This window comes from Streptosporangium sp. NPDC048047, from assembly GCF_040653115.1.
Lineage (GTDB): Bacteria > Actinomycetota > Actinomycetes > Streptosporangiales > Streptosporangiaceae > Streptosporangium.
The window spans coordinates 42510-61888 of sequence record NZ_JBEZNH010000042.1; the positions used below are offsets into that span (position 1 = coordinate 42510).

A 19379-nucleotide genomic window follows, 5' to 3' on the forward strand; every position below is an offset into this window, starting at 1 on the left:
GTAGGCGCAAGGAGACTGGGTTGAGGTGAGACGAGGCCCCGGTGAGACAGCAGTCGACCAAGATCCGATGCTCCAGCCGGGAGCTTCGTTGCTGTCATACCGTGCCGTGATTCCGCTGTCCAACCACACCCTGACCCGCCTGGCCGACCTGATCCGCATCCACCGCGCCGAACGACGCCCCCGATGATGCCGCCTCGGTCCCGGACGACAGGCCCTCCTGCTCTTGGCCCACCTGCGCAACGGCAACGCCTACACCCGTCTGGCCGGCGGGTGCGCCATCGGCACCACCACTGCCTGGCGCTACGTGCATGAGAGCATCGACCTGATCGCCGCCCTGGCCGACGACGTGCACACCGACGCATGGAAGGCTCTCGCCCGACCGGGCGGCAGGCTGGTGATCGCGTAGACGGTGACGATGGTGGCCTTGCCGATTCGGTGGTCGCGGTGAGGGTGGTAAACCCTTTGTCGTCTTTGCGGTGGTCGGCGGAGTCAGGGCTTTCTTTGGGGCGGGAGATCCGCCGGGGGGTCAGAGCGCGCCATTGGATTCGGCGTGCTTCAGCGGCGGTGGCGGGCCGTGACCACGTCACAAGGACCGGCGCCTGAGGGAAAGCGAATGGGCGGGGAGACGGTCAAGAGTCGGTCAGCTCGTTCCATCGCGGCCCTATTCCATACTCGCCGGGGCATGGGAGGCGGCCATGCTGACTCGCGGACGCGGCCACGCCGGGCAGGCGGGCCGGGCGGGCGATTTTCGACTACCGGAGGACCGATCGTGGCCCTAGTGAGCGTCATCGTGCCCATCTACGACGTGGAACCGTACCTGGAGGCGTGCCTGGCGTCGGCGGCGGCGCAGACGTGGAGCGACATCGAGGTCGTCATGGTGGACGACGGCTCGCCCGACTCCAGCGCGGAGATCGCCGCCGCCTTCGCCGCCCGCGACGGGCGGTTCCGGCTCGTCCGGCAGGAGAACGGCGGCCTGGGCACGGCGCGCAACACCGGCGTCCGGCACGCCTCCGGCGAGTTCCTCGCCTTCCTCGACAGCGACGACCTGCTCCCGCCGACCGCGATCGAGACGATGGCGTGCGCCCTGCTGGAGAGCGGCTCGGACCTGGCGACCGGCAACGTGCTGCGCTTCAGCGGCCACGGGGTGCGCCAGTCGCCGATGCACCGGGCCATCTTCGCCCGCCCGGCCCGGCGGACCCACGTCACCCGCGACGACATCCTGCTCAAGGACCGGCTGGTCACCAACAAGCTGTGGCGCCGCGCCTTCTGGGACCGCAACGACCTCCGCTTCCCCGAGGGGGTGCTGTGGGAGGACATCGCGGTCGCGCTGCCCGCGCACTTCCTCGCCGAGGCCGTGGACGTGCTGAGCGTCCCCGTCTACCTGTGGCGGGAACGCGAGGGGGAGAGCACCTCGATCACCCAGAACCGGGCGCACGTCAAGGGCGTCGAGGACCGCTTCGCCGCGGTCCGCGCGGTGCGGGACTTCCTCGTCCGGACCGGGCGCGCCCGCCATCTGCCCGCCTGGGACCGGACGGTCCTCGACAGCGACCTGCCCAACTTCCTGCAGGTGCTCGACCAGGCCGACGACGGTTTCCGGCGGCGCTTCGGCGACCTGGCCCGCGCCTACCTGGAGGAGGCCGGTCCGAAGGTCCTCGCCTCCGTCCCCGCGCCGCGCCGCGTCAAGTGGGAGCTGGTACGGCAGGACCGGGTGGACGACCTGCTGCGGGTGCTGGAGTGGGAGCGGACCGCCAAGGCGAACACCCGCGTCACCGGCGGCGGCGTGCGCGGCTACCACCTCGGCTGCCCGGTGCCGCTGCCCGGCTCCGTCACCCGGATGCGCACGGAGCTGGACCTGCGCCAGCGGGTGGACGAGCTGCGCTGGCAGGACGACCGGCTGGTCGTCGACGGCCGGATCTCGCCCCGTCACCTGCGTCCCCGCAAGCGGATCCAGCAGCACGTCGCCGCCTGGCTGGTCGATGAGGACACCGGCCGCCGCGTCCGGCTCCGGGTGCGCAGGCGGCGCGGCCCGTCGCTGGTGGACACCGGCCCGCGGCGCCGCAGGGACTGGTGCGGGTTCCGCCTGGCGATCGACACGGCGGAGCTGCCCGCCGGCTCGTCGTGGCGGGTCGAGCTGCGCGTCCTGCACCGCGGCCTCCTGCGGCGCGCCACGCTGGGCCAGCCCGGCCCGGTCGCGCGGCGGCCGGTGTTCGCCGAGCACGACCGGGGGACGGTGGCGTGGACGGAGTGGACGGCCGCCGACGAGCTCAGGCTGCGCGTCGACCGGCCCGCCGCCCGGGTCACCGGGCACCGGGTGGTCGACGGCAGGCTGTGGATCAGCGGCCGGTGCGAGGACGACCTGGGCGCCGGCCCGCACCTGCGGCTCACCCGCCCCCAGGGCGGGCGTGACCGGCGTCACCCGATGATCATCTCGGACGACGGAGCGTTCGACGTGATGATCGACCTCGACGGGGTGCTGTCCGAGCGGTGGCCGGACCTCGACCCGTCGTGCCTGGAGATGAGCGCCCTGAACCCCGGGGCCGAGTGGCGCTTCGACGTCGTCCCCCAGGAGGGGCCCGCCCGGCCGCTGGTCGTCGGCGACGGCGTGGAGCGCGGCCTGCACCGCAGGCTCGGCCGCGACGTGGTGGTGAGCCGGTCGGCGTCGGGCGGGCTGGTGCTGCGTGAGCAGCGGCCGACCTTCCACGTCGAGCGGGTCCGGTGGAGCGAGCGGGGCCACCTGGAGCTCGCCGGCGCCCCGATACGCCCGCTCGACGGCCCGGCGTGGCTGGTCGTCACCTCACGCGGCCGGTTCGGCGAGCGGCTGTTCCCGATCGACGGCGAGCGTGTCACGGTGACCCCCGAGGCGTCCGAGACCCTCGGGGGCCGTCTGCCGCTGCCGTCCGGCGCGCACGGCTTCACGGTCCGCACCGCCGCGGGCGACATGAGGGTGGAGTTCCGGCAGCCCGAGCCGCTGGAGCACGCCACCGGCAGCCGCGTCCTCACCTTCGAGACCGACCTGATGTCGGAGGCGGTCCTCACGATCAGCGGCGACCTGGGCGCCGAGGGGAGGCCCAAGCAGCAGCGGCTGCTGCGCGAGGAGTTCTACCCCTCCCGCCGCGCCGAGCCGCCGCGGGACGCCGTCCTGTTCGACAGCCACGGCGGGCGGCAGTTCTCCGACAGCCCCCGGGCGATCTACGAGGAGCTGCGGCGGCGCGGCGCGGACCTGGAGTTCCTGTGGTGCGTCCGCGACGGCCAGGTGGAACTGCCCGAGGGGGTCACGCCGGTCCGGCGGTACGGGCGCGAACACTACGAGGCGCTGGCCCGCTGCCGCCACGTCGTCACCAACGTCGACCTGCCCGGCTGGTTCGAGCGCCGCCCGGACCAGGTCGTGCTGCAGACCGGCCGCGGCACGCCGCTCAAGCGCGTCGGCTTCGACGTCGAGCGGATGCCGCTCGCCCGGCCCGATCACCACGAACGGCTGGCCTGGAAGGTCGCCCAGTGGAGCCACCTGGTCTCGCCGAGCCCCTGGTGCACCCCGCTGCTGCGGCGCGCCTTCCGCTTCGACGGGGAGATCCTGGAGACCGGCCTGCCCCGCAACGACGTCCTGCGGCACGGCGACGCCGCGGCGATCAGGGCGCGGCTCGGCCTGCCCGAGGGCCGCCGGGTCGTCCTGCACCTGCCGACCTGGCGCGACGACAAGCTCTACGCCAGGGGCCGCTACCGGCTGGACCTGCGGCTCGATCTCCAGCGGATGCGTGAGGAACTGGGCGGCGACCATATCCTCCTGATCCGCCGCCACCCGAACGTGGTGGACCGGGTGCCCCGGGCCGGCGGGGACTTCGTCCGGGACGTCTCCGGCTACCCGGACGCCACCGAGCTGTACCTGGTCGCCGACACGCTGGTCACCGATTACTCGTCGGCGATGTTCGACTTCGCGGTGACCGGCCGGCCGATGGTGTTCCACGTCCACGACCTGGAGCACTACCGCGACGAGCTGCGCGGCTTCACCTTCGGCTTCGAGGCCGACGCGCCGGGCCCCCTGGCCCGCACGACCGAGGAGGTGACGGCGGCGATCAGGGACGCCGCCGAGGCGGAGACGAAGTACGCGGCGCTGTACGAGGGGTTCCGGGCGAGGTTCTGCCCGCTCGACGACGGCGGCGCGGCGGCGCGGGTCGTGGACCGGGTGTTCGGCTGACGGCGCGGGCCCCCGCGGCGGTCTCCCCATGGCGGCGTTCCCATGGGGCCGGGGGGCCGCGTGTCCGGCGGACCGGTCCGGTCTCTCCCTTTCCCAAAGCCGCCGATCTCAACGGCGGGGGACGGTCAAGAACTGGCATGGACATCGTCCGGTAGTTACAGAGCGTAGATGTGAAGCGACCATGTGTCGCCATGCTTGGACGCATGAGGGCCTATTCGTTGAACGACGTTCACGCGACCCGCAAACGAAGAGACTCCTGGTGGACGGTGTTCCTGGTCGACCCGGTGGCGTGCAGGCTCACCCTGTTCGCCGCCAACCACACCTCCGTCACCCCCAACGGGCTCACTCGTCTGTCACTGGCCCTCGGGATGGGATCGGCGGCGTGCTTCGCGTTCGGACAGCTCGTGGCGGGGGCCGCGCTGTTCTACGTGAGCTTCACGGTCGACTGCATGGACGGGAAGATCGCCCGCCTCAAGGGGACGGGGACCGCGTTCGGCCTCTGGCTCGACTACGTCGGCGACCGCATCCGGGTCGTCTGCTGCGCCGGGGGGCTGGCGTTCGGTCAGTACGCGGCGACGGGGGAGCTGGCCTACATCCTGCTCGGCGCCGGCGTCGCCGTACTCGACCTGTTCCGCTACGTGAACGCGCCGCAGATGAAGCGGGTGCGCGAGGTGGTCAGGGAGAACCGGGCCGAGCGCCGGACAGAGCGCGAGGCAGAGCTCCAGGACGGGCTCCACCCGGTGGAGCCCCGGCCGCCCAGGCCCGCCAGGAGACCCACGCTGCGCCGCAGGGCCAACCGGTTCCTCGCCCGGCACCGGGTGCGCAGCCACCTCATCAGCGGCATCGAGTTCCACGCGGCGGTGTTCGTGGTCGCCCCGCTCATCGGGGTGGTGGCGCTGCTGCCGGTGGTCGTCGTGGCAGGGGGACTGCTCCTGCTGAACGAGGTCTTCCTGATCCACCGAATGTGGCTCTTCGCCCGGGCGGTGCCCTCCGCGCCGCGCCCGGAGAGCATGCAGCGCGTAGCCGTCTGATCATCTTCTACGGGGGTTCGTCGTCATGCAGTCAGACCGACCTGTGTTCGTCATCGGGTGCCCGCGCTCGGGCACCACCATGCTGCAGCTCATGTTGCACTCCCACCCGCGTATCGCGGTGCCTCCCGAGACGAGGTTCGTGGTGCCCGGCTACTACCGCAGGTTCGTCTTCGGCGACCTGCGCGAGCCGGGGAACCGGCGCCGGCTGGCCAGGTGGATCGTCAACGACAAGGACACCAAGTTCAAGGAGCTCAAGCTCGACGGCGACAAGCTGATCGAGGACATCGTGGCCGGCCCGCCGACGCTGGGCTCGGCGATGGGCATCGCCTTCCGCTCCTACGCCGAGCAGTACGGCAAGTCCCGCTGGGGCGACAAGCGGCCCAGCTACTACCACCACGTGGACCTGCTGCTGCGGCTCTTCCCCGACGCCCAGTTCGTCCACCTGATCAGGGACGGCCGCGACTGCGTGGCGTCGCTGAAGGAGATGCCCTGGTACACCAAGGACATCTTCCACGCGGTGGTCAACTGGGCCGAGGCCATCGACTACGGCCGCCGCCATGCCAAGAACCTCCCGGCGGACTCCTACTACGAGCTGCGCTACGAGAACCTGACGGCCGACCCCGCGACCGAGCTGGCCGGGCTGTGCGAGTTCCTCGGCGAGGACTACGACCCGGCGATGTGCGAGCCGTCCCACGTGGCCAGGATGGCGATCCCGCAGCACAAGGTCTGGCACAGCAACACCCACGGCGAGGTGACCACCGCCCGGTCCGGCTCGTGGCGGACCCGGCTGGAGCCGTGGGAGATCTCGGTCTGCGAGACCGTGCTGGGCGAGCGGCTCCAGGCGTTCGGCTACGAGCCGTCCGGCGCCCCCAAGGCCGAGAAGGCGCACGTCGAGGCGTGTGAGAAGGCGGCGTCCAAGCGGCGCTGGGCACGCCGCCGCAAGGAGCTCCGCGACCGCGTCAACCGGCTCCGTGAGCCGAGCCCGGTGGCCGCGCAGCTCACCACCCGGCAGCTCGGCGAACTGGCGAAGGTCTGACCGATGGAATCCGACCGGCCGATCTTCATCGTGGGCTGCCCCCGCTCGGGCACGACGCTGCTCCAGCTCATGACACACGCCCACCGCCGCATCGCGATCCCCCCGGAGACCCGGTTCATGGTCACCGCCTACCAGCGGCGGCTGCACTTCGGCGACCTGGAGGACCCGGCGCGCAGGCGCGAGCTGGCCGAGTGGGTGGTCAACCGCCGCCAGTCCCGCTTCCACGAGCTGGGACTGGACGGCGAGAAGGTCATCGAGGAGATCGCCGAGGGCCCGCCGACGCTGGGCTCGGCGCTGGGCATCGTGCTGCGCTCCTACGCGGCCCGGCACGGCAAGCCGCGCTGGGGCGACAAGCGGCCGTCGTACTTCCAGCACGTCGAGGTGCTGCTGCGGCTCTTCCCCGACGCCCAGTTCGTCCACCTGATCAGGGACGGCCGTGACTGCGTGGCGTCGCTGAAGGAGATGCCCTGGTACAACGGCACCGTCTACAGCGCGGTGGCGGCGTGGGCCGAAGCGATCGACTTCGCCCGGCACGGCGCCCCGAAGCTGCCCGCGGGCAGCTACCACGAGCTGCGCTACGAGGACCTCACCTCGGCGCCGGAGGCCCAGCTGCGCAGGCTGTGCGAGTTCCTCGGCGAGGACTACGACCCGGCGATGTGCGAGCCGCAGCGGGTGGCCGACATCGCCGTCCCGGACCGCAAGACCTGGCACTCGCGCACCCACGACGAGGTGACCACCGCCAGGACGGGCTCCTGGCGCGACCGCCTCGACCCGTGGGAGGTCTCCCTGTGCGAGAGCGTCCTCGGCGAGCGGCTCCAGGCCTACGGCTACGAGCTCAGCGGGGCGCCCAGGACCGACGCCGCGCGGATGGTCGCCTACGAGCGCACCGCCGCCAAGCGGAAGCTGGCCCGGGTCAAGCGGGTGGCCTTCGACCGGCTGATCCGGCTGCGTGAGCCCAACCCGCTGGGCGCGCGGCTCACCTCCGCCCAGATCGTGCTGGCCGGGGTGCCGCAGCCGCGCACCGAGCCCGTCTCGGTCAACGGGTGACCCGTCGGGCCTGCCCCGATCAACGGGTCACCCGTACGCCCGCCGCTCCGCCCGCGCCGACGACCGCCGGGTGACCCGTACGGCCCGCCGCTCCGCCGTCCCGCCCGCGCCGACGACCGCGGGACACCCGGACGGTACGGTGGCCGGCCGATCGGTCAACGGGTGACCTGCGCGAACAGGTCCTCCCAGCGGTCCAGGACCCGCTCGGGCCGGAACGCCTCGACGTGGGCGCGGGCGGCGGCGCCCAGCCGTCGCCGCTCGTCCCGGGAGGCCATCAGCCGGGCGAGCGCCGCCGCGAGGGCGGACACGTCGGCCGGGGGGACCAGCAGTCCGGTCCGCCCGTGGACGACCAGCGACCGCACCCCGCCCGACACGTCGAACGCCACCGCCGGCACACCGCAGGACGCCGCCTCGCCCACGACCAGCGGCAGCCCCTCGTGTTCGCTGGAGAGGGCCAGCAGCGACGCGGCGAGGTACTCGCGCTCCATGCCGGAGGCGGGCACCGCGCCGCGCAGGACCACCCGGTCCGCCACCCCGCACGCCGCCGCGTGCTCGCGCAGCCGCTCCCGCTCCGCGCCGTCCCCGACCAGGTGCAACTCCCACCGCCCGCCCGGCGCGTCACCCGCCGGGTCGTGCGCCGCCGTCCCGCCGTCCGTCTCCGCGCCGTGCGCCGCCGCCCTGCCGTCCGTCTCCGCGCCGTGCGCCGCCGCCTCGCCGTACGGTGGCCCGCCGGGAGGCCCGCCGTCCACGGTCCGGACGGCCTCGGCGAAGGCGGAGATCAGCCGGTCGAACCGCTTGACCCCCTCCAGCCTCCCCACCCCCAGCACCCGCCGCCCGTCCAACCCGGAGGCCCGGTGCGCCCGGCCGGGCAGCGGGTTGGGGATCGCCCACGCGTTGGGCAGCGGCGCCTGCTCGGCGAACCGCCACGCGTCGTCCTCACTGAGGAACACCGCCGCCTCCAGCGCGCCGTAGCGGTCGCGGATCGCCCGCAGGTGCCAGGAGCCCAGCGCGTGCTCGTAGGAGCCGTGGTACTGGCCGATCGGCAGCAGCCGGTCCGGCAGCGCACCGGTGACGCGGGGCACCACGCCCGGTGAGGTCAGCACCGCGAAACCCGGCCCCGCCCGCCGGAACACCTCCCGCAGCCGCCGCCGCTCCCGCCGGGCGGCCGTCCGGGAGACCCGGCCCGCGCCCAGCGGCGTCGCGTGGATCACGTGGTGGCGATAGCCGGGCCGGTCCACGTAGCGGACGGGGGTCTCGGCGCGGTGCAGTCCCACCACGTGCACGTCGTAGCCCCGCCCGGCCAGGCCCTGCGCCACGGTGTGGGTGACCCGCTGGATCCCGCCGAGCGTGTCGGCGTCCAGGCACGCGAACACCACCGACGTCATCGCCCGGTCCTCCGGAATCGTGTCCCGGCCGCCCGGAACGCGCCGCGCCGGACCGGGAACCGTCCGATCAGCCGGGTCTCGGCGAATCTGGACAGACCGGTCCAGGTAAGGAGCCGTACGGGGAGGCCCGCACGGGCGAGGACGCGCGTGGCCACGCCGTTCCGGGTCAGGAGTCGTACGGGGAGGCCCGCACGGATGAGGACGCGCGTGGCCACGCCGTTCCGGGCCGGGAGCCGCCCGGGGGACGGCCGGCGGGCCCGCCCGTCCCCGCCGCGACCGTCCTGCCCGGAACCGGGCTCCGGCGGGACGCCGAAGAAGGCGTCGACGACCTTCGAAGCGGCGTGCCCCTTCTCCTCCGCGCACCACAGCGCGCGGAACTCCGCGTACCGGGCGGCGAACGACGCCGACACCGCCGGCAGGTCCCGCATGGCCTCCACCACCTCCCGCGTCGTGGTCAGGCAGGGTCCGGGGGCGATCGCGGGCAGGTCGTGGAGGACGCCCCGCTCCAGACGCCGGTACTCGTCCCAGTCGTCGATCAGGAACAGCATCGGCCGTCCGGTGACCGCGTAGTCGCACATCAGCGACGAGTAGTCGGTCAGCAGCGCGTCCGAGGCCAGGATGAGGTCGTTGACCTCCGGATACGATCCGGCCGGGCGGACGAAGTGGAGCAGGTGCCGGGGCACCGCGTAGCGCTCGACGGGGTGCGGGCGCAGGACCACCGTCCACTCGCCGGCCAGCTCCCGGGCCATCAGCTCCAGGTCGGCCCGGATCGACCGGCCGGAGAACATGGCGTGGTCCCGGTAGGTGGGCGCGTACAGCAGGACCTTCCGCCCCGGCGGGATCTCCAGCTCCTCCCGCACCCGCCGTACGGCCTCGTCGTCGCCGCGCACGAGCACGTCGCACCGGGGCGAGCCGTACCGCAGCACCGGGCCGCGGTAACCGTTGGACGGCAGGAAGATCCGTTCGAACTCCGCGCTCGGCGAGACCAGCGCGTCCCACCGCGCCACCGCCGCCCGCCACCGCGCCCGCGGCCCGGGGAAGTCGGCGCGCAGGTCCGGGGCGTCGAAGCCGACCGTCTTGATGCCCTGACCGTGCCAGGTCTGCAGGTAGCGGGTGTGGGCGGGCTTGGGGAAGTCCAGCGGCATGCCGTGGCTGTCCACCCAGTACCCCGCGCGGGCCATGGTCCACACGTGCCGCCAGCTCATCCGCCGCACCAGGCGCGCGCCGGCCGGGAAGTTCCGCCGGTTCCGCGCCACCGACCACACCATGGTGAACGGGGCCCGCCGCCGCAGCAGCTCCTCGTAGACGTAGCGGGGGTTGCCGGTGCATCCGGCGCCGACGTCCGACTCGAACAGCACCAGGTCCCGGCGGGGAGGGACCGCCCTGATCAGGAACCGGTAGACGCGCAGCTTGACCCGCGGGTCCCCGGCCCGCCGGACCGCCCGCCGTACGGCGGCGCGGCCGATCCGCGCCACCCGGGCCGCGGGCCGCAGCACACCCCGCCGCCGGCGGCGCACCCGCAGGAACCCGGCCCGGCCCTCCGGCCCGAGGACGACCGTGCACCAGGGGAGGGTGACGGTCACCGGCCCGGTTCCCGGGTCGGCGAGCAGCGGGTCGGCGGTGGACCGGCCGTCGGGGCGGACGACCACGACCCGCGGATCGTGACCGAGCTCGCGGAGCCAGTGGAGCCAGTGGAGCCAGTGGAGCCAGTGGAGCCGGTGGAGCCCGTGGAGCCCGTGGAGCCGGTGGGGCCCGGCGCCGGTACGGCAGCGTCCGAGCACGGCCAGGTCCACGGTCACCTCGCTGACGTGGACGCCGTCGTCCCGCCGCCGCGGACGTAGCCGCGTCCTGCGGCCCGCGACGTCGAGGTACGCGCGCCAGCCGGGATTGGCGGCCAGCACCCCGAACGGGTCGTAGGTACGGATCGTCAGGGTGACCTCCGTACCCGTGCGCCCGCCCGCGCCCGCCTCCGCCTCCACGACCACGCCCGCGCTCGCCTCCGCGTCCGTCCTCGTGCCCGCGCCTGTGCCCGCGGCCTCGCCGGTGTCCGTGCCGGTGCGGGTCACGGCCGCCTCGTGACGGAGCCGGGAGGCGCCGTACGGCAGTTCGGCCATCCGCAGCGCGGTGATGTCCAGCTCCTCCGGAGGGATCGTCGTGTCCGGTTCCCGTTTCCCGGCCGGTATGGCGGTGTCCGTCTCCCGTCCTCCGGCCGGCGCGGCGGTGCCCGGTTCCCCGGCCCGCACCGGCTCCCCGGAAGGGGCCCGCTCCCGGCCCCCTCCGACCGCTCCGTCCGTCCCCGGAGGGCCGAGGGCCCAGTAGGTCCGCCCGTCCCGCCGTACGGCGAAGCGCGGCGGGGGCTTCGGCTCGCTGAGCGACCGGGCGGCGACCACCAGCTCGTCGGCCCGCCCGGCGACGATGAGACGGCAGCAGACCCGCACGACCGGGTCGATGCCCGCGAACTCCCGCGGCCCGAACTCCGCCAGGTACGGGCCGACGACCGCGGCGAACTCCGCCGCCCACGCCGGATCGCGGCGCGGCAGCGGGTCGAGGTAGACCCGCAGGTCCTGCCGGAGGAACCGGCGCCGCCGGTCCGGCACCAGGTCGCCCAGGCCGTTGCCGCGCAGCACGTCGTCGCTGAGCCGGGCCGCCCGGACCCGGTGCCGGACGTTGTCCATGTCGGTGATGCGCAGCGAGATCGACGGCCTGCCAGGGCCGCCGGCGGGGACCCGGTGCCACAGGTAGACGACCCACGGGACCACGGCGAACCGGCGCGCCGCGCAGTACAGCTCGGCGCTGAAGACGTGGTCCTCGTAGTGCAGGTCCTCCCGGAACGGCAGCCGCCGCAGCAGCTCGGCCCGGTAGAGCTTGTTGGTGCTGAAGGAGTCGAGGAACATCTCCGGCTCGCGGGCGATCCCCTCGACGGTCCTGCGCCGGGCGAACAGGTCCGGGTAGTAGGGGCGGGTCCGGCCGCTCGCCTCGTACAGCCGGGAGATCTGCCCGGTGACGAAGTCGGCGCCGGTCCGCTCGGCCTCCAGCAGCATGCTCTTGCAGGCGTGCCGGGTCAGCCGGTCGTCGCTGTCGAGGAACATCACGCAGGGCGCGCGGGCCGCCGCCGTCCCCTGGTTGCGCGGGGCGCCGCAGCCGCCGCTGTTGACGTCGCGGCGCAGGTAGCGGACCCGGGGGTCCTCCCTCTGGAGTTCGCGCGCCACCCGCTCCGTGCCGTCGGTGCTCGCGTCGTCCACGATGACCACTTCGAGGTTCCGCAGCGACTGGTCCAGCGCCGACCGGACGGCCCGGGGCAGGCGGACGGCGTCGTCGAAGGTGATGACGACCACGCTGCAGTCCGGCGAATTGATCACATTTCGAGGTGTTCCCTAGCAGACGAGAGGTTTCGTGGGGTTTGCCCATTGCGTACCGGACTTTTTACCCGAACTCGTCAGGATGCGTCCGGACCTGCCCACGCCCATGCCGGTCGGCCGGGTGTCGCGATATCCCGTTGCCCCCGTGCGGCGAACACCGGATCATTCCGGCATGGACTTCAAGATCAGAACCGGTGCCCCCGATGACGTGGCGGCCGTGGAACGCGTGCGGGTGACGACGTGGCGGACCGCCTACCGCGGCCTCATGCCCGACGACTACCTCGACGCGCTCGGGGTCGACCCCGACAGGGTGGCCCAGATGGAGCGGGGGCTGGCCAATGCCCTGGCCGAGGGGCGCACGCCGCTCGTGGTCGCCGAGACCGGGGGTGAGGTCGCCGGTTTCGTCAACTTCAACCGCTGCCGGGACGAGGAGATCGGCGGCGGCGAGGTCTTCGCCCTCTACGTGCTGCCCGAGACGCAGTCCGCCGGACTCGGCCGGGCCCTGCTGGCGGACGCGGTGACCCGGCTGCGCGCCGCCGGGCACGAGGAGATCGGCCTGTGGGTCGCGACCCGCAACGACCGGTCCCGGCGCTTCTACGAGCGCTTCGGCTTCGTCCCGTCCGGCCGCACCGGCACCCATCCGCTGCCCGAACCGCACCCCCCGATCGAAGAGACCCACTACAGCCTCACCCGGCAGGGGTGAACCGCGCCGTTCCGGGCGGCACGGGTCCCGGCCGGAACGGCGCGACCGAAAAAACCCGGGAAGGGGGTGGTGGGTGAAGGGCAAGAAGAGACGTCCCGTCCTTCCGGCAAGGGAGACCCTTGCATGATCACCGTCCCCGACGCCACGTCGGTCGCCGATCCCGAGCGGTTCGGCGCCGTCTTCGACGCGCACTACGAGGAGATCCGCCGCTACATCGGGCGGCGGCTCGACCTCGACATCGCCGAGGACCTCGCCGCCGAGACCTTCCTCGTCGCCTTCCGCCGCCGCCACCGGTTCGACCCCGCCAGAGGCGGCGTCCGTCCCTGGCTGTACGGCATAGCCACCAACCTGATCGGCCGCCACCGCCGGGCCGAGGTACGGCGTTACCGGGCGCTGGCCAGAACCGGCCCGCCACCCGACGACGACGGCCACGACCAGCGGGTCGCCGACCGTGTGACGGCGGGGGTGACGGTCGGCCGGCTCTCGGGGGCGCTGGCCGGCCTGTCGAAGGGCGAGCGCGACGTGGTGCTGCTCGTCGCGTACGGCGGCCTGACCTACGACGAGGTCGCCCAGGCGCTCGGAGTCGCCTACGGCACCGTGGCCTCACGGCTCAGCCGGGCCAGGAACAAGCTGCACACGTCGCTGGGAACGGAGGTCCGATGAACGATTTCAGGCTCGTCGACGCGGTGATGCCCGACGTCACGCCGCCCGGCCCGGCGAAGGTCGCCGAGGCGAGGGCGCGGGTGCTGGGCGGACGGCGGCACCGGAGGATCCCCCGGTGGGCCGGGATTCTGACGGCGGCGACCGCGACCGCCGCGGTCATCGGCGCGGTCGCGGTCGTGGCCGTCCCGAGGCTCGGTGGTGACCCGTCCGGGCCGGCCGTCACGGTGACGCGGGTGAACCCGGAGGAGGTGCTCGCCGCCGCCGCCGACCGGCTTGCCCGGCGGCCGGAGGCGACCGGGCGCCGGTACTGGCGCGGGGAGACGGAAGAGGTCATCCGGAGGCGGATCAGCGTCGAGGGGCACACGTTCCTCGCCGATGAACGTGTCGGGTACACCGCGTGGGTGGGGTCGGGCCGGGACCTGGTCACCGTGGAGAGCGGACTCGGCACCCGGCCCGTGACCGCCGCCGACCGGGCCGAGTGGGAGAAGGCCGGCTCGCCCCGGCTCTGCGGCTCGGACACCGACTGCGGGAACGACATGGTCCCCACCGGGGAGACGCAGTACGTCCACTCCGACGCGGAGGCGCTGCTCCAGCGGGCGACCCTGGAGCTGAACGGGCGGGAGGTCCGCGACCTTCCCCGCGACCCCGCGGCGCTGAGGGAGAGGCTCCTGTCGTACTGGCACGCCGAGTGGAAGCACATGAAGGATCCGCGGCGCGCGAAGACGCTGCGAGCGGAGGCCGCAGAGCGGGACGACTGGCTGTGGGGGCTCGGTGAGAGTCTCCTCCTGCACACCCCGGCCACCCCGGGGACCAGGGCGGCCGTCTACCGCGTGCTCGCCGGGCTCCCCGGAGCCCGGGTCGTGGACGGGGTCCGGGACGTCGACGGACGGGTGGGGGTGGCCATCCTGCGCGGAGGAGGACCGGGCGAGCTGGAGAAGCAGCTCGTCATCGACCGGGAGACGGGTGACCCGCTGGCGGTTCAGCAGGTGTTTCCGTGGGGTCGCCTGTACTCCACGGTGGTCAAACGGCTCGGCTGGACCGATGACGGGCCGGCCGTTCCGAAGGGATGCGATCTGGGCGGGAGGAACAGGTGGAAGGGGTGCGTGGGTTGAGCAGGCCGTACGCCGTCCGGATCGGCCCGGTCCGACACAGCTGAAGGGCGGTGGCGGGGCGTCCGGGCCGAGCAGGCCGTACGACGGCGCGTGACCTCCGCCGTGCCCTCGGCCCGCGCCGTGAGAGACGCCGTGAGAGACGGGGCGGAAGAGGTACGAGCAGGCGGGCGGGTCAGCGGCGGCGCAGGGCCCTGCGGGTCAGCCAGGCCGCGACCGCCAGGCCCGCCACCGCCGCCAGCAGCGGGGCGGCGCGCTTGAGCAGGGGGATGCCGGCGATCTCCATCAGGTCGAGGGCCTCCTCGTCGGGGGTGAGGGAGGTCCGGGAGGTCCCGGCCGGGTGGGAGTCCCGGCCGGCGGCCCGCTCGGCGCCGGCCGGTGGGAGCTCCGTGACCGGGGCCAGGGTCACGGGGGCTTCGGCCGTCTCCGGCGTGTCCGGCCGCTCCGGCTCCTTCGCCTCGGTGGCTTCGGTCGCCTCGGTCCCCTCGGGCGTCTCGGTCGGGGAGGGCACGGCGGTGAGGTGGCGGGCCGTCTCCTTCCGGCCGTCGGCACCCCGGCTGTCGGCGGCCCGGCCTGGTGTGTCCCGGCCCGGCGTGCCCCGGCCGTCCGCCTCGGACGTCCCGTCCGTGTCCTGGCCACCCGTCCCGGGCGCCCCGGTCGTGCCCTGCCCGTTCGCCTGCGGTGCCCCGGCCGTGCCCCGGCCGTCCGTCCGTGGCGCTCCGGTCGTTCCCTGGACGGCCGACTCGGGAGCGCCGGTCACCCGGCCGGGTGGGGCCTCCCCGGCCTCCCCGGCCTCCCCGGCCTCCTCCGGGACGGCGGACTCCGGTGCGGGGACCGGCGTCAGGGGGACGGTGTCCGCGGTGGCGGGTCCCGCCTCGCCGGCCTCCAGCAGCGCGGCGAGGTTGGCCGCGAACCTGTCGATCAGCTTCGCCCCGACCTCACCCATCACGCCCCGGCCGAACTGCGCGGGGCGGCCGGTCACGTTGAAGGAGGTCTCGACGACGACCCGGGTGGCCGAATCCGCCGGGCCCGCCGGGCCGCCGGCGTCATCGGAGCGCAGCCGCGCGGTGACCGTCGCGTTCGCCGTGCCGGAGCCGCGCGTCTCCCGGCCCGAAGCCCGCAGGGTCAGGGTCCGGGCGTCCTCGTCCATGTTCTCGAACGCGGCCTCTCCCCGGTAGATCACCGTGATCGGCCCGACCTTCACCTTCATCCGGCCGGTGAAGGAGTCGCCCTCCGCCTTCTCCAGCGCGGCCCCGGGCAGGCACGGCGCGATCCGCTCGACGTCGAGCAGCACGGACCACGCCTGCTCGACCGGAACCGGAACGGTGAACTCGTGCTCGAACCGCATCGCCATCGATCCACTCCTCGTCGCCGGACCAACCTGGGCCAATTTGCACCAACCGCACCAACCACGCCGGCCGGATCCGCCGGTCTCCGGTCCGGCGCGGACCTGCCCGCGCCGGACCGGCGGCTTCCACCCATTTGTCTGCCCCGTCCGCCGGGAGACGAACTCCCGGAGGCTCAGCCGAGCGCGGCTCCGACCGCCCGGCGGGTCAGCACCCGCGCCAGGTGCCGGCGGTAGTCGGGCCGGGCGTGCAGGTCGGCAGGGGGCGAGGTGCCGGCGTCCGCCTGGGCGCAGGCGTCCCGGAGCGGGTCGCTCCCATTGGAGCCGGCGGGGGAGGGGACGACGCCGCGCAGCGCGACCTCGGTCACATGGGCCCGCACCGGGGTCGGGCCCATGTTGGTCAGCCCGATCCGCGTCTCCTCGATCGCACCGCCGTCGCCGCTCCGTACGGCCGCCGCCACGCCGACGGTCGCCCACGCCTGGGCGGTCCGGTGGAACTTCTCGTAGTGGAAGCCCCAGCCGGGCCCCAGCTTGGGCACCCGGACGCCGAGCAGCACCTCGTCCGGCTCCAGCGCCGGCTCCAGGTAGTCGACGAAGAACTCCGCGGCCGGGATCTCCCGCTCGCCGTCACCCGACCGGGCCACGAACACGCAGTCCAGCGCGAGGGCGACGGCCGGCAGGTCGCCGGCCGGGTCGGCGTGGGCCATCGACCCGCCGAACGTGCCGCGGTGCCGTACGGCGGGGTCGGCCACGGTGGCGGTGGCCAGCGCGACCAGCGGGACGTGCTCGCGCACGACGCCGGAGCGCATCACCTCGTCGTGCGTGGTGAGCGCCCCGATGTACACGTGGTCGCCGCGGTCCTCCACGCCGCGCAGCTCGGGCAGCCGCCCGAGGTCCACCAGCGCGGACGGGTAGGCCAGCCGCAGTCGCAGCAGCGGCAGCAGGGACTGGCCGCCGGCCAGCACCTTGACCTCGTCACCGGCGGCCTCGGCGTCGGCGAGGACCCGGCAGGCGTCCTCCACCGACGCGGGCCGGATGTAGTCGAACGGCGCGGGGATCACCGGGAGCCTCCTTCGGGTGCGGACACGGACGCGGACTTGGACTCGGACGTGGGTGAGGGGACCGGGACGGCGGTCTCCGCCTCGGCGAGCGCCCGCCAGATCCGTTCCGGCGTGCACGGCATCCGCACGTCGCGCACGCCGTACGGGCGCAGCGCGTCGGCGATCGCGTTGACCACGGCGGGGGTCGAGGCGATCGTCCCGGCCTCGCCGACGCCCTTGACGCCCAGCGGGTTGCTCGTCGCCGGGGTCTCGGTGCGGTCGGTGGTGAACTCCGGCAGGTCCGCCGCGGACGGGATGAGGTAGTCGGCCATCGTCGTGGTGACCAGGTTGCCGTCGGCGTCGTGGACGGCCTCCTCGAACAGGGCCTGGCCGATGCCCTGCGCGATTCCGCCGTGCACCTGGCCCTCGACGATCAGCGGGTTCACCACCGAGCCCACGTCGTCCACGGCGACGTACGACCGGATGGCGCACCGGCCCGTCTCGGTGTCCACCTCGACCGCGCACAGATGGGTGCCGTGCGGGAAGGAGAAGTTGTCCGGGTCGAAGGTCGCCTCGGCGTCCAGCCGGGGCTCGAAACCGCCGGGCAGGTCGTGCGCGGCGAAGGAGGCCAGCGCCAGCTCCTGAATGGTCCGCCCCTCGTCGGTCCCGCGCACCAGGAACCTCCCGCCGTCGAACTCGATGTCGTCGGCGGACGCCTCCATCAGGTGCGCGGCCAGCTCGCGGGCCCGCTCCTTGACCTTCTCGCAGGCGGCGAGCACGGCGACGCCGCCGACGACCAGCGACCGGGAGCCGTAGGTGTCCATGCCCCGGTGCGAGACGGAGGTGTCGCCGTGCAGCACCGAGACGTCCTCGAACGGCACGCCGAGGGCGTCGGCCGCGATCTGGCTCCAGGCCGTCTCGTGCCCCTGGCCGTGCGGGCTGGTGCCGGTGACGACCTCGACCTTGCCGGTGGGCAGCAGCCGGACCGCGGCGTGCTCCCACCCGCCCGCGCCGTAGCTGAGCGAGCCCAGCACCCGCGACGGCGCCAGCCCGCACATCTCGGTGTAGGTGGAGACACCGATGCCGAGCTGCACCGGGTCGCGCCGTTCGCGCCGGACGGCCTGCTCGGCCCGGAGCCCGTCGTAGCCGAACGCGGCCAGCGCCTTCTCCGTCGCGGCCTCGTAGTCGCCGGAGTCGTAGGTGAGCCCGGCGATCGTGGTGTACGGGAACTCATCGCGGGTGATCCAGTTGCGGCGCCGCAACTCGACGGGGTCCATGCCGAGTTCGCAGGCCAGCTCGTCCACCGCCCGCTCGATGGCGAAGGTCGCCTCGGGACGGCCCGCGCCCCGGTAGGCGTCGGTCGGCATCTTGGTGGTGAAGACGCCCGTGCAGGTGAAGTCGTAGGCGTCCATCTTGTAGATGCCGTTGTACATGAACGCGCCGAGCAGCGGCACGCCCGGCGTGACCAGCATCAGGTAGGCGCCCATGTCGGCGAGCAGCTCCACCCGCACGCCCCTGATCCGCCCGTCGCGGTCGGCGGCGACGGCGATCCGCTGGAGCTGGTCGCGGCCGTGGTGCACGGTGAGGTTGCCCTCCGAGCGGGACTCGGTCCACTTCACCGGCCTGCCGAGCCTGCGGGCCAGCAGCAGGGCGAGCACCTCCTCGGCGGTGACCTGGAGCTTGGAGCCGAAGCCGCCGCCCACGTCGGGGGCGACCACGCGCAGCTTGTGCTCGGGGATGCCGGTGGTCATCGCCAGCATGACGCGCAGAATGTGCGGGATCTGCGTGGCGGAGTAGAGGGTGAAGCCGTCGCCGTCGGTGGTCGCGACGACCGCCCTGGGCTCCATCGCGGTCGGGATGAGGCGCTGCTGGACGTAGGTGCGCCTCATCACCACGGGTGCGTCGCGGAACGCCGCGTCGATGTCGCCCCCGGCGAACTTCCAGGTGAAGGCGCGGTTCCCGGCCTCGTGGACCTTCGGGGCGTCCTCGGCGAGCGCCTCGGTCATGTCGAGCACCGCCGGAAGCGGCTCGTAGTCGACCGTGATGGCCTCCAGCGCGTCGGCGGCTTTGTACCGGTCGGTGGCGACCACGCAGGCCACCGCCTCGCCGGGGTAGCGGACCTCGTCCACCGCCATGGGCGGGTGGTCGGGGATGACGATGTCGGAGGTGACCGGCCAGGCGCACGGCAGGCTGCCCTGCTCGTGGGCGAGGTCGCGGCCGCAGAAGGCGGCGACCACGCCGGGCCGGGAGCGCGCGGCGGAGACGTCGATCCCGGTGATCCTGGCGTGCGCCATGGGGCTGCGCAGGAACGCCACGTACAGCATGCCCGGGAGCTGGATGTTGTCGGTCCACATGGTCCGGCCGGTGACGAGCCTGGCGTCCTCCTTGCGTCTGCGCGCCCGGCCCACCTCGCGCGCGGCGGAGGGCTCGTTCATCTGGTCGCTCTCGGCGATCCGTGCGGCGATCAGG

Annotated in this window: 12 protein-coding genes and 1 pseudogene; 8 read left to right on the plus strand and 5 right to left on the minus strand. The window is 73.8% G+C overall.

Annotated features, from left to right (window positions below; genetic code table 11):
* Positions 1-88: 88 nt before the first annotated feature.
* The 5 genes and pseudogenes from AB0D67_RS28560 to AB0D67_RS28580 all read left to right on the plus strand — a co-directional run.
* Positions 89-352 (plus strand): annotated as a pseudogene (locus AB0D67_RS28560) (transposase family protein); the annotation flags it as partial.
* 426 nt (positions 353-778) lie between these two features.
* Positions 779-4192 carry a bifunctional glycosyltransferase family 2 protein/CDP-glycerol:glycerophosphate glycerophosphotransferase gene (locus tag AB0D67_RS28565; RefSeq protein ID WP_362942481.1) on the plus strand — a complete coding sequence of 1138 codons (3414 nt, stop codon included), beginning with the start codon at positions 779-781 and terminating at the stop codon, positions 4190-4192.
* A gap of 203 nt (positions 4193-4395) precedes the next feature.
* Positions 4396-5223: a CDP-alcohol phosphatidyltransferase family protein gene (locus AB0D67_RS28570; RefSeq protein ID WP_362942484.1), complete on the plus strand. Its 828-nt coding sequence runs from the start codon at positions 4396-4398 to the stop codon at positions 5221-5223.
* A gap of 25 nt (positions 5224-5248) precedes the next feature.
* On the plus strand, positions 5249-6259 hold the full coding sequence (locus tag AB0D67_RS28575; protein ID WP_362942487.1) for a sulfotransferase: 1011 nt from the start codon (positions 5249-5251) through the stop codon (positions 6257-6259).
* A gap of 3 nt (positions 6260-6262) precedes the next feature.
* Complete coding sequence (locus AB0D67_RS28580; protein ID WP_362942490.1) at positions 6263-7306, plus strand: sulfotransferase; 1044 nt, start codon at positions 6263-6265, stop codon at positions 7304-7306.
* Positions 7307-7461: 155 nt separating this feature from the next.
* Here the strand turns inward: AB0D67_RS28580 and AB0D67_RS28585 are convergent, their stop codons facing one another.
* Together AB0D67_RS28585 and AB0D67_RS28590 are read right to left on the minus strand one after the other, a co-directional pair.
* Positions 7462-8691 carry a glycosyltransferase gene (locus AB0D67_RS28585; RefSeq protein ID WP_362942493.1) on the minus strand — a complete coding sequence of 410 codons (1230 nt, stop codon included), beginning with the start codon at positions 8689-8691 and terminating at the stop codon, positions 7462-7464.
* Positions 8688-12050 (minus strand): CDP-glycerol glycerophosphotransferase family protein, encoded by a 3363-nt coding sequence (locus AB0D67_RS28590; protein ID WP_362942496.1) that lies wholly within the window; start codon positions 12048-12050, stop codon positions 8688-8690. The genes AB0D67_RS28585 and AB0D67_RS28590 overlap by 4 nt, the downstream gene beginning before the upstream one ends.
* A 172-nt stretch (positions 12051-12222) precedes the next feature.
* On the opposite strand from AB0D67_RS28590, the gene AB0D67_RS28595 reads away from it, so the two are divergent.
* From AB0D67_RS28595 to AB0D67_RS28605, 3 genes are all read left to right on the plus strand, one after another.
* Complete coding sequence (locus AB0D67_RS28595; RefSeq protein ID WP_362942499.1) at positions 12223-12753, plus strand: GNAT family N-acetyltransferase; 531 nt, start codon at positions 12223-12225, stop codon at positions 12751-12753.
* A gap of 123 nt (positions 12754-12876) precedes the next feature.
* Positions 12877-13416 (plus strand): RNA polymerase sigma factor, encoded by a 540-nt coding sequence (locus AB0D67_RS28600; RefSeq protein ID WP_362942502.1) that lies wholly within the window; start codon positions 12877-12879, stop codon positions 13414-13416.
* Positions 13413-14528, plus strand: coding sequence for a CU044_5270 family protein (locus AB0D67_RS28605; RefSeq protein WP_362942505.1), 1116 nt, complete (start codon positions 13413-13415; stop codon positions 14526-14528). The genes AB0D67_RS28600 and AB0D67_RS28605 overlap by 4 nt, the downstream gene beginning before the upstream one ends.
* A gap of 172 nt (positions 14529-14700) precedes the next feature.
* Here AB0D67_RS28605 and AB0D67_RS28610 read toward each other — a convergent pair whose 3' ends face one another.
* The 3 genes from AB0D67_RS28610 to AB0D67_RS28620 form a co-directional block, all read right to left on the minus strand.
* Positions 14701-15879, minus strand: coding sequence for an SRPBCC family protein (locus tag AB0D67_RS28610; protein ID WP_362942508.1), 1179 nt, complete (start codon positions 15877-15879; stop codon positions 14701-14703).
* Between the two features lie 167 nt (positions 15880-16046).
* Positions 16047-16931, minus strand: a complete 885-nt coding sequence (locus tag AB0D67_RS28615) for a xanthine dehydrogenase family protein subunit M (protein WP_362942511.1) — start codon at positions 16929-16931, stop codon at positions 16047-16049.
* A complete protein-coding gene (locus tag AB0D67_RS28620; RefSeq protein WP_362942550.1) occupies positions 16928-19345 on the minus strand; it encodes a xanthine dehydrogenase family protein molybdopterin-binding subunit in 2418 nt (805 codons plus the stop codon). Before AB0D67_RS28620 ends, AB0D67_RS28615 begins: the two co-directional genes overlap by 4 nt.
* Between the last annotated feature and the right edge of the window lie 34 nt (positions 19346-19379).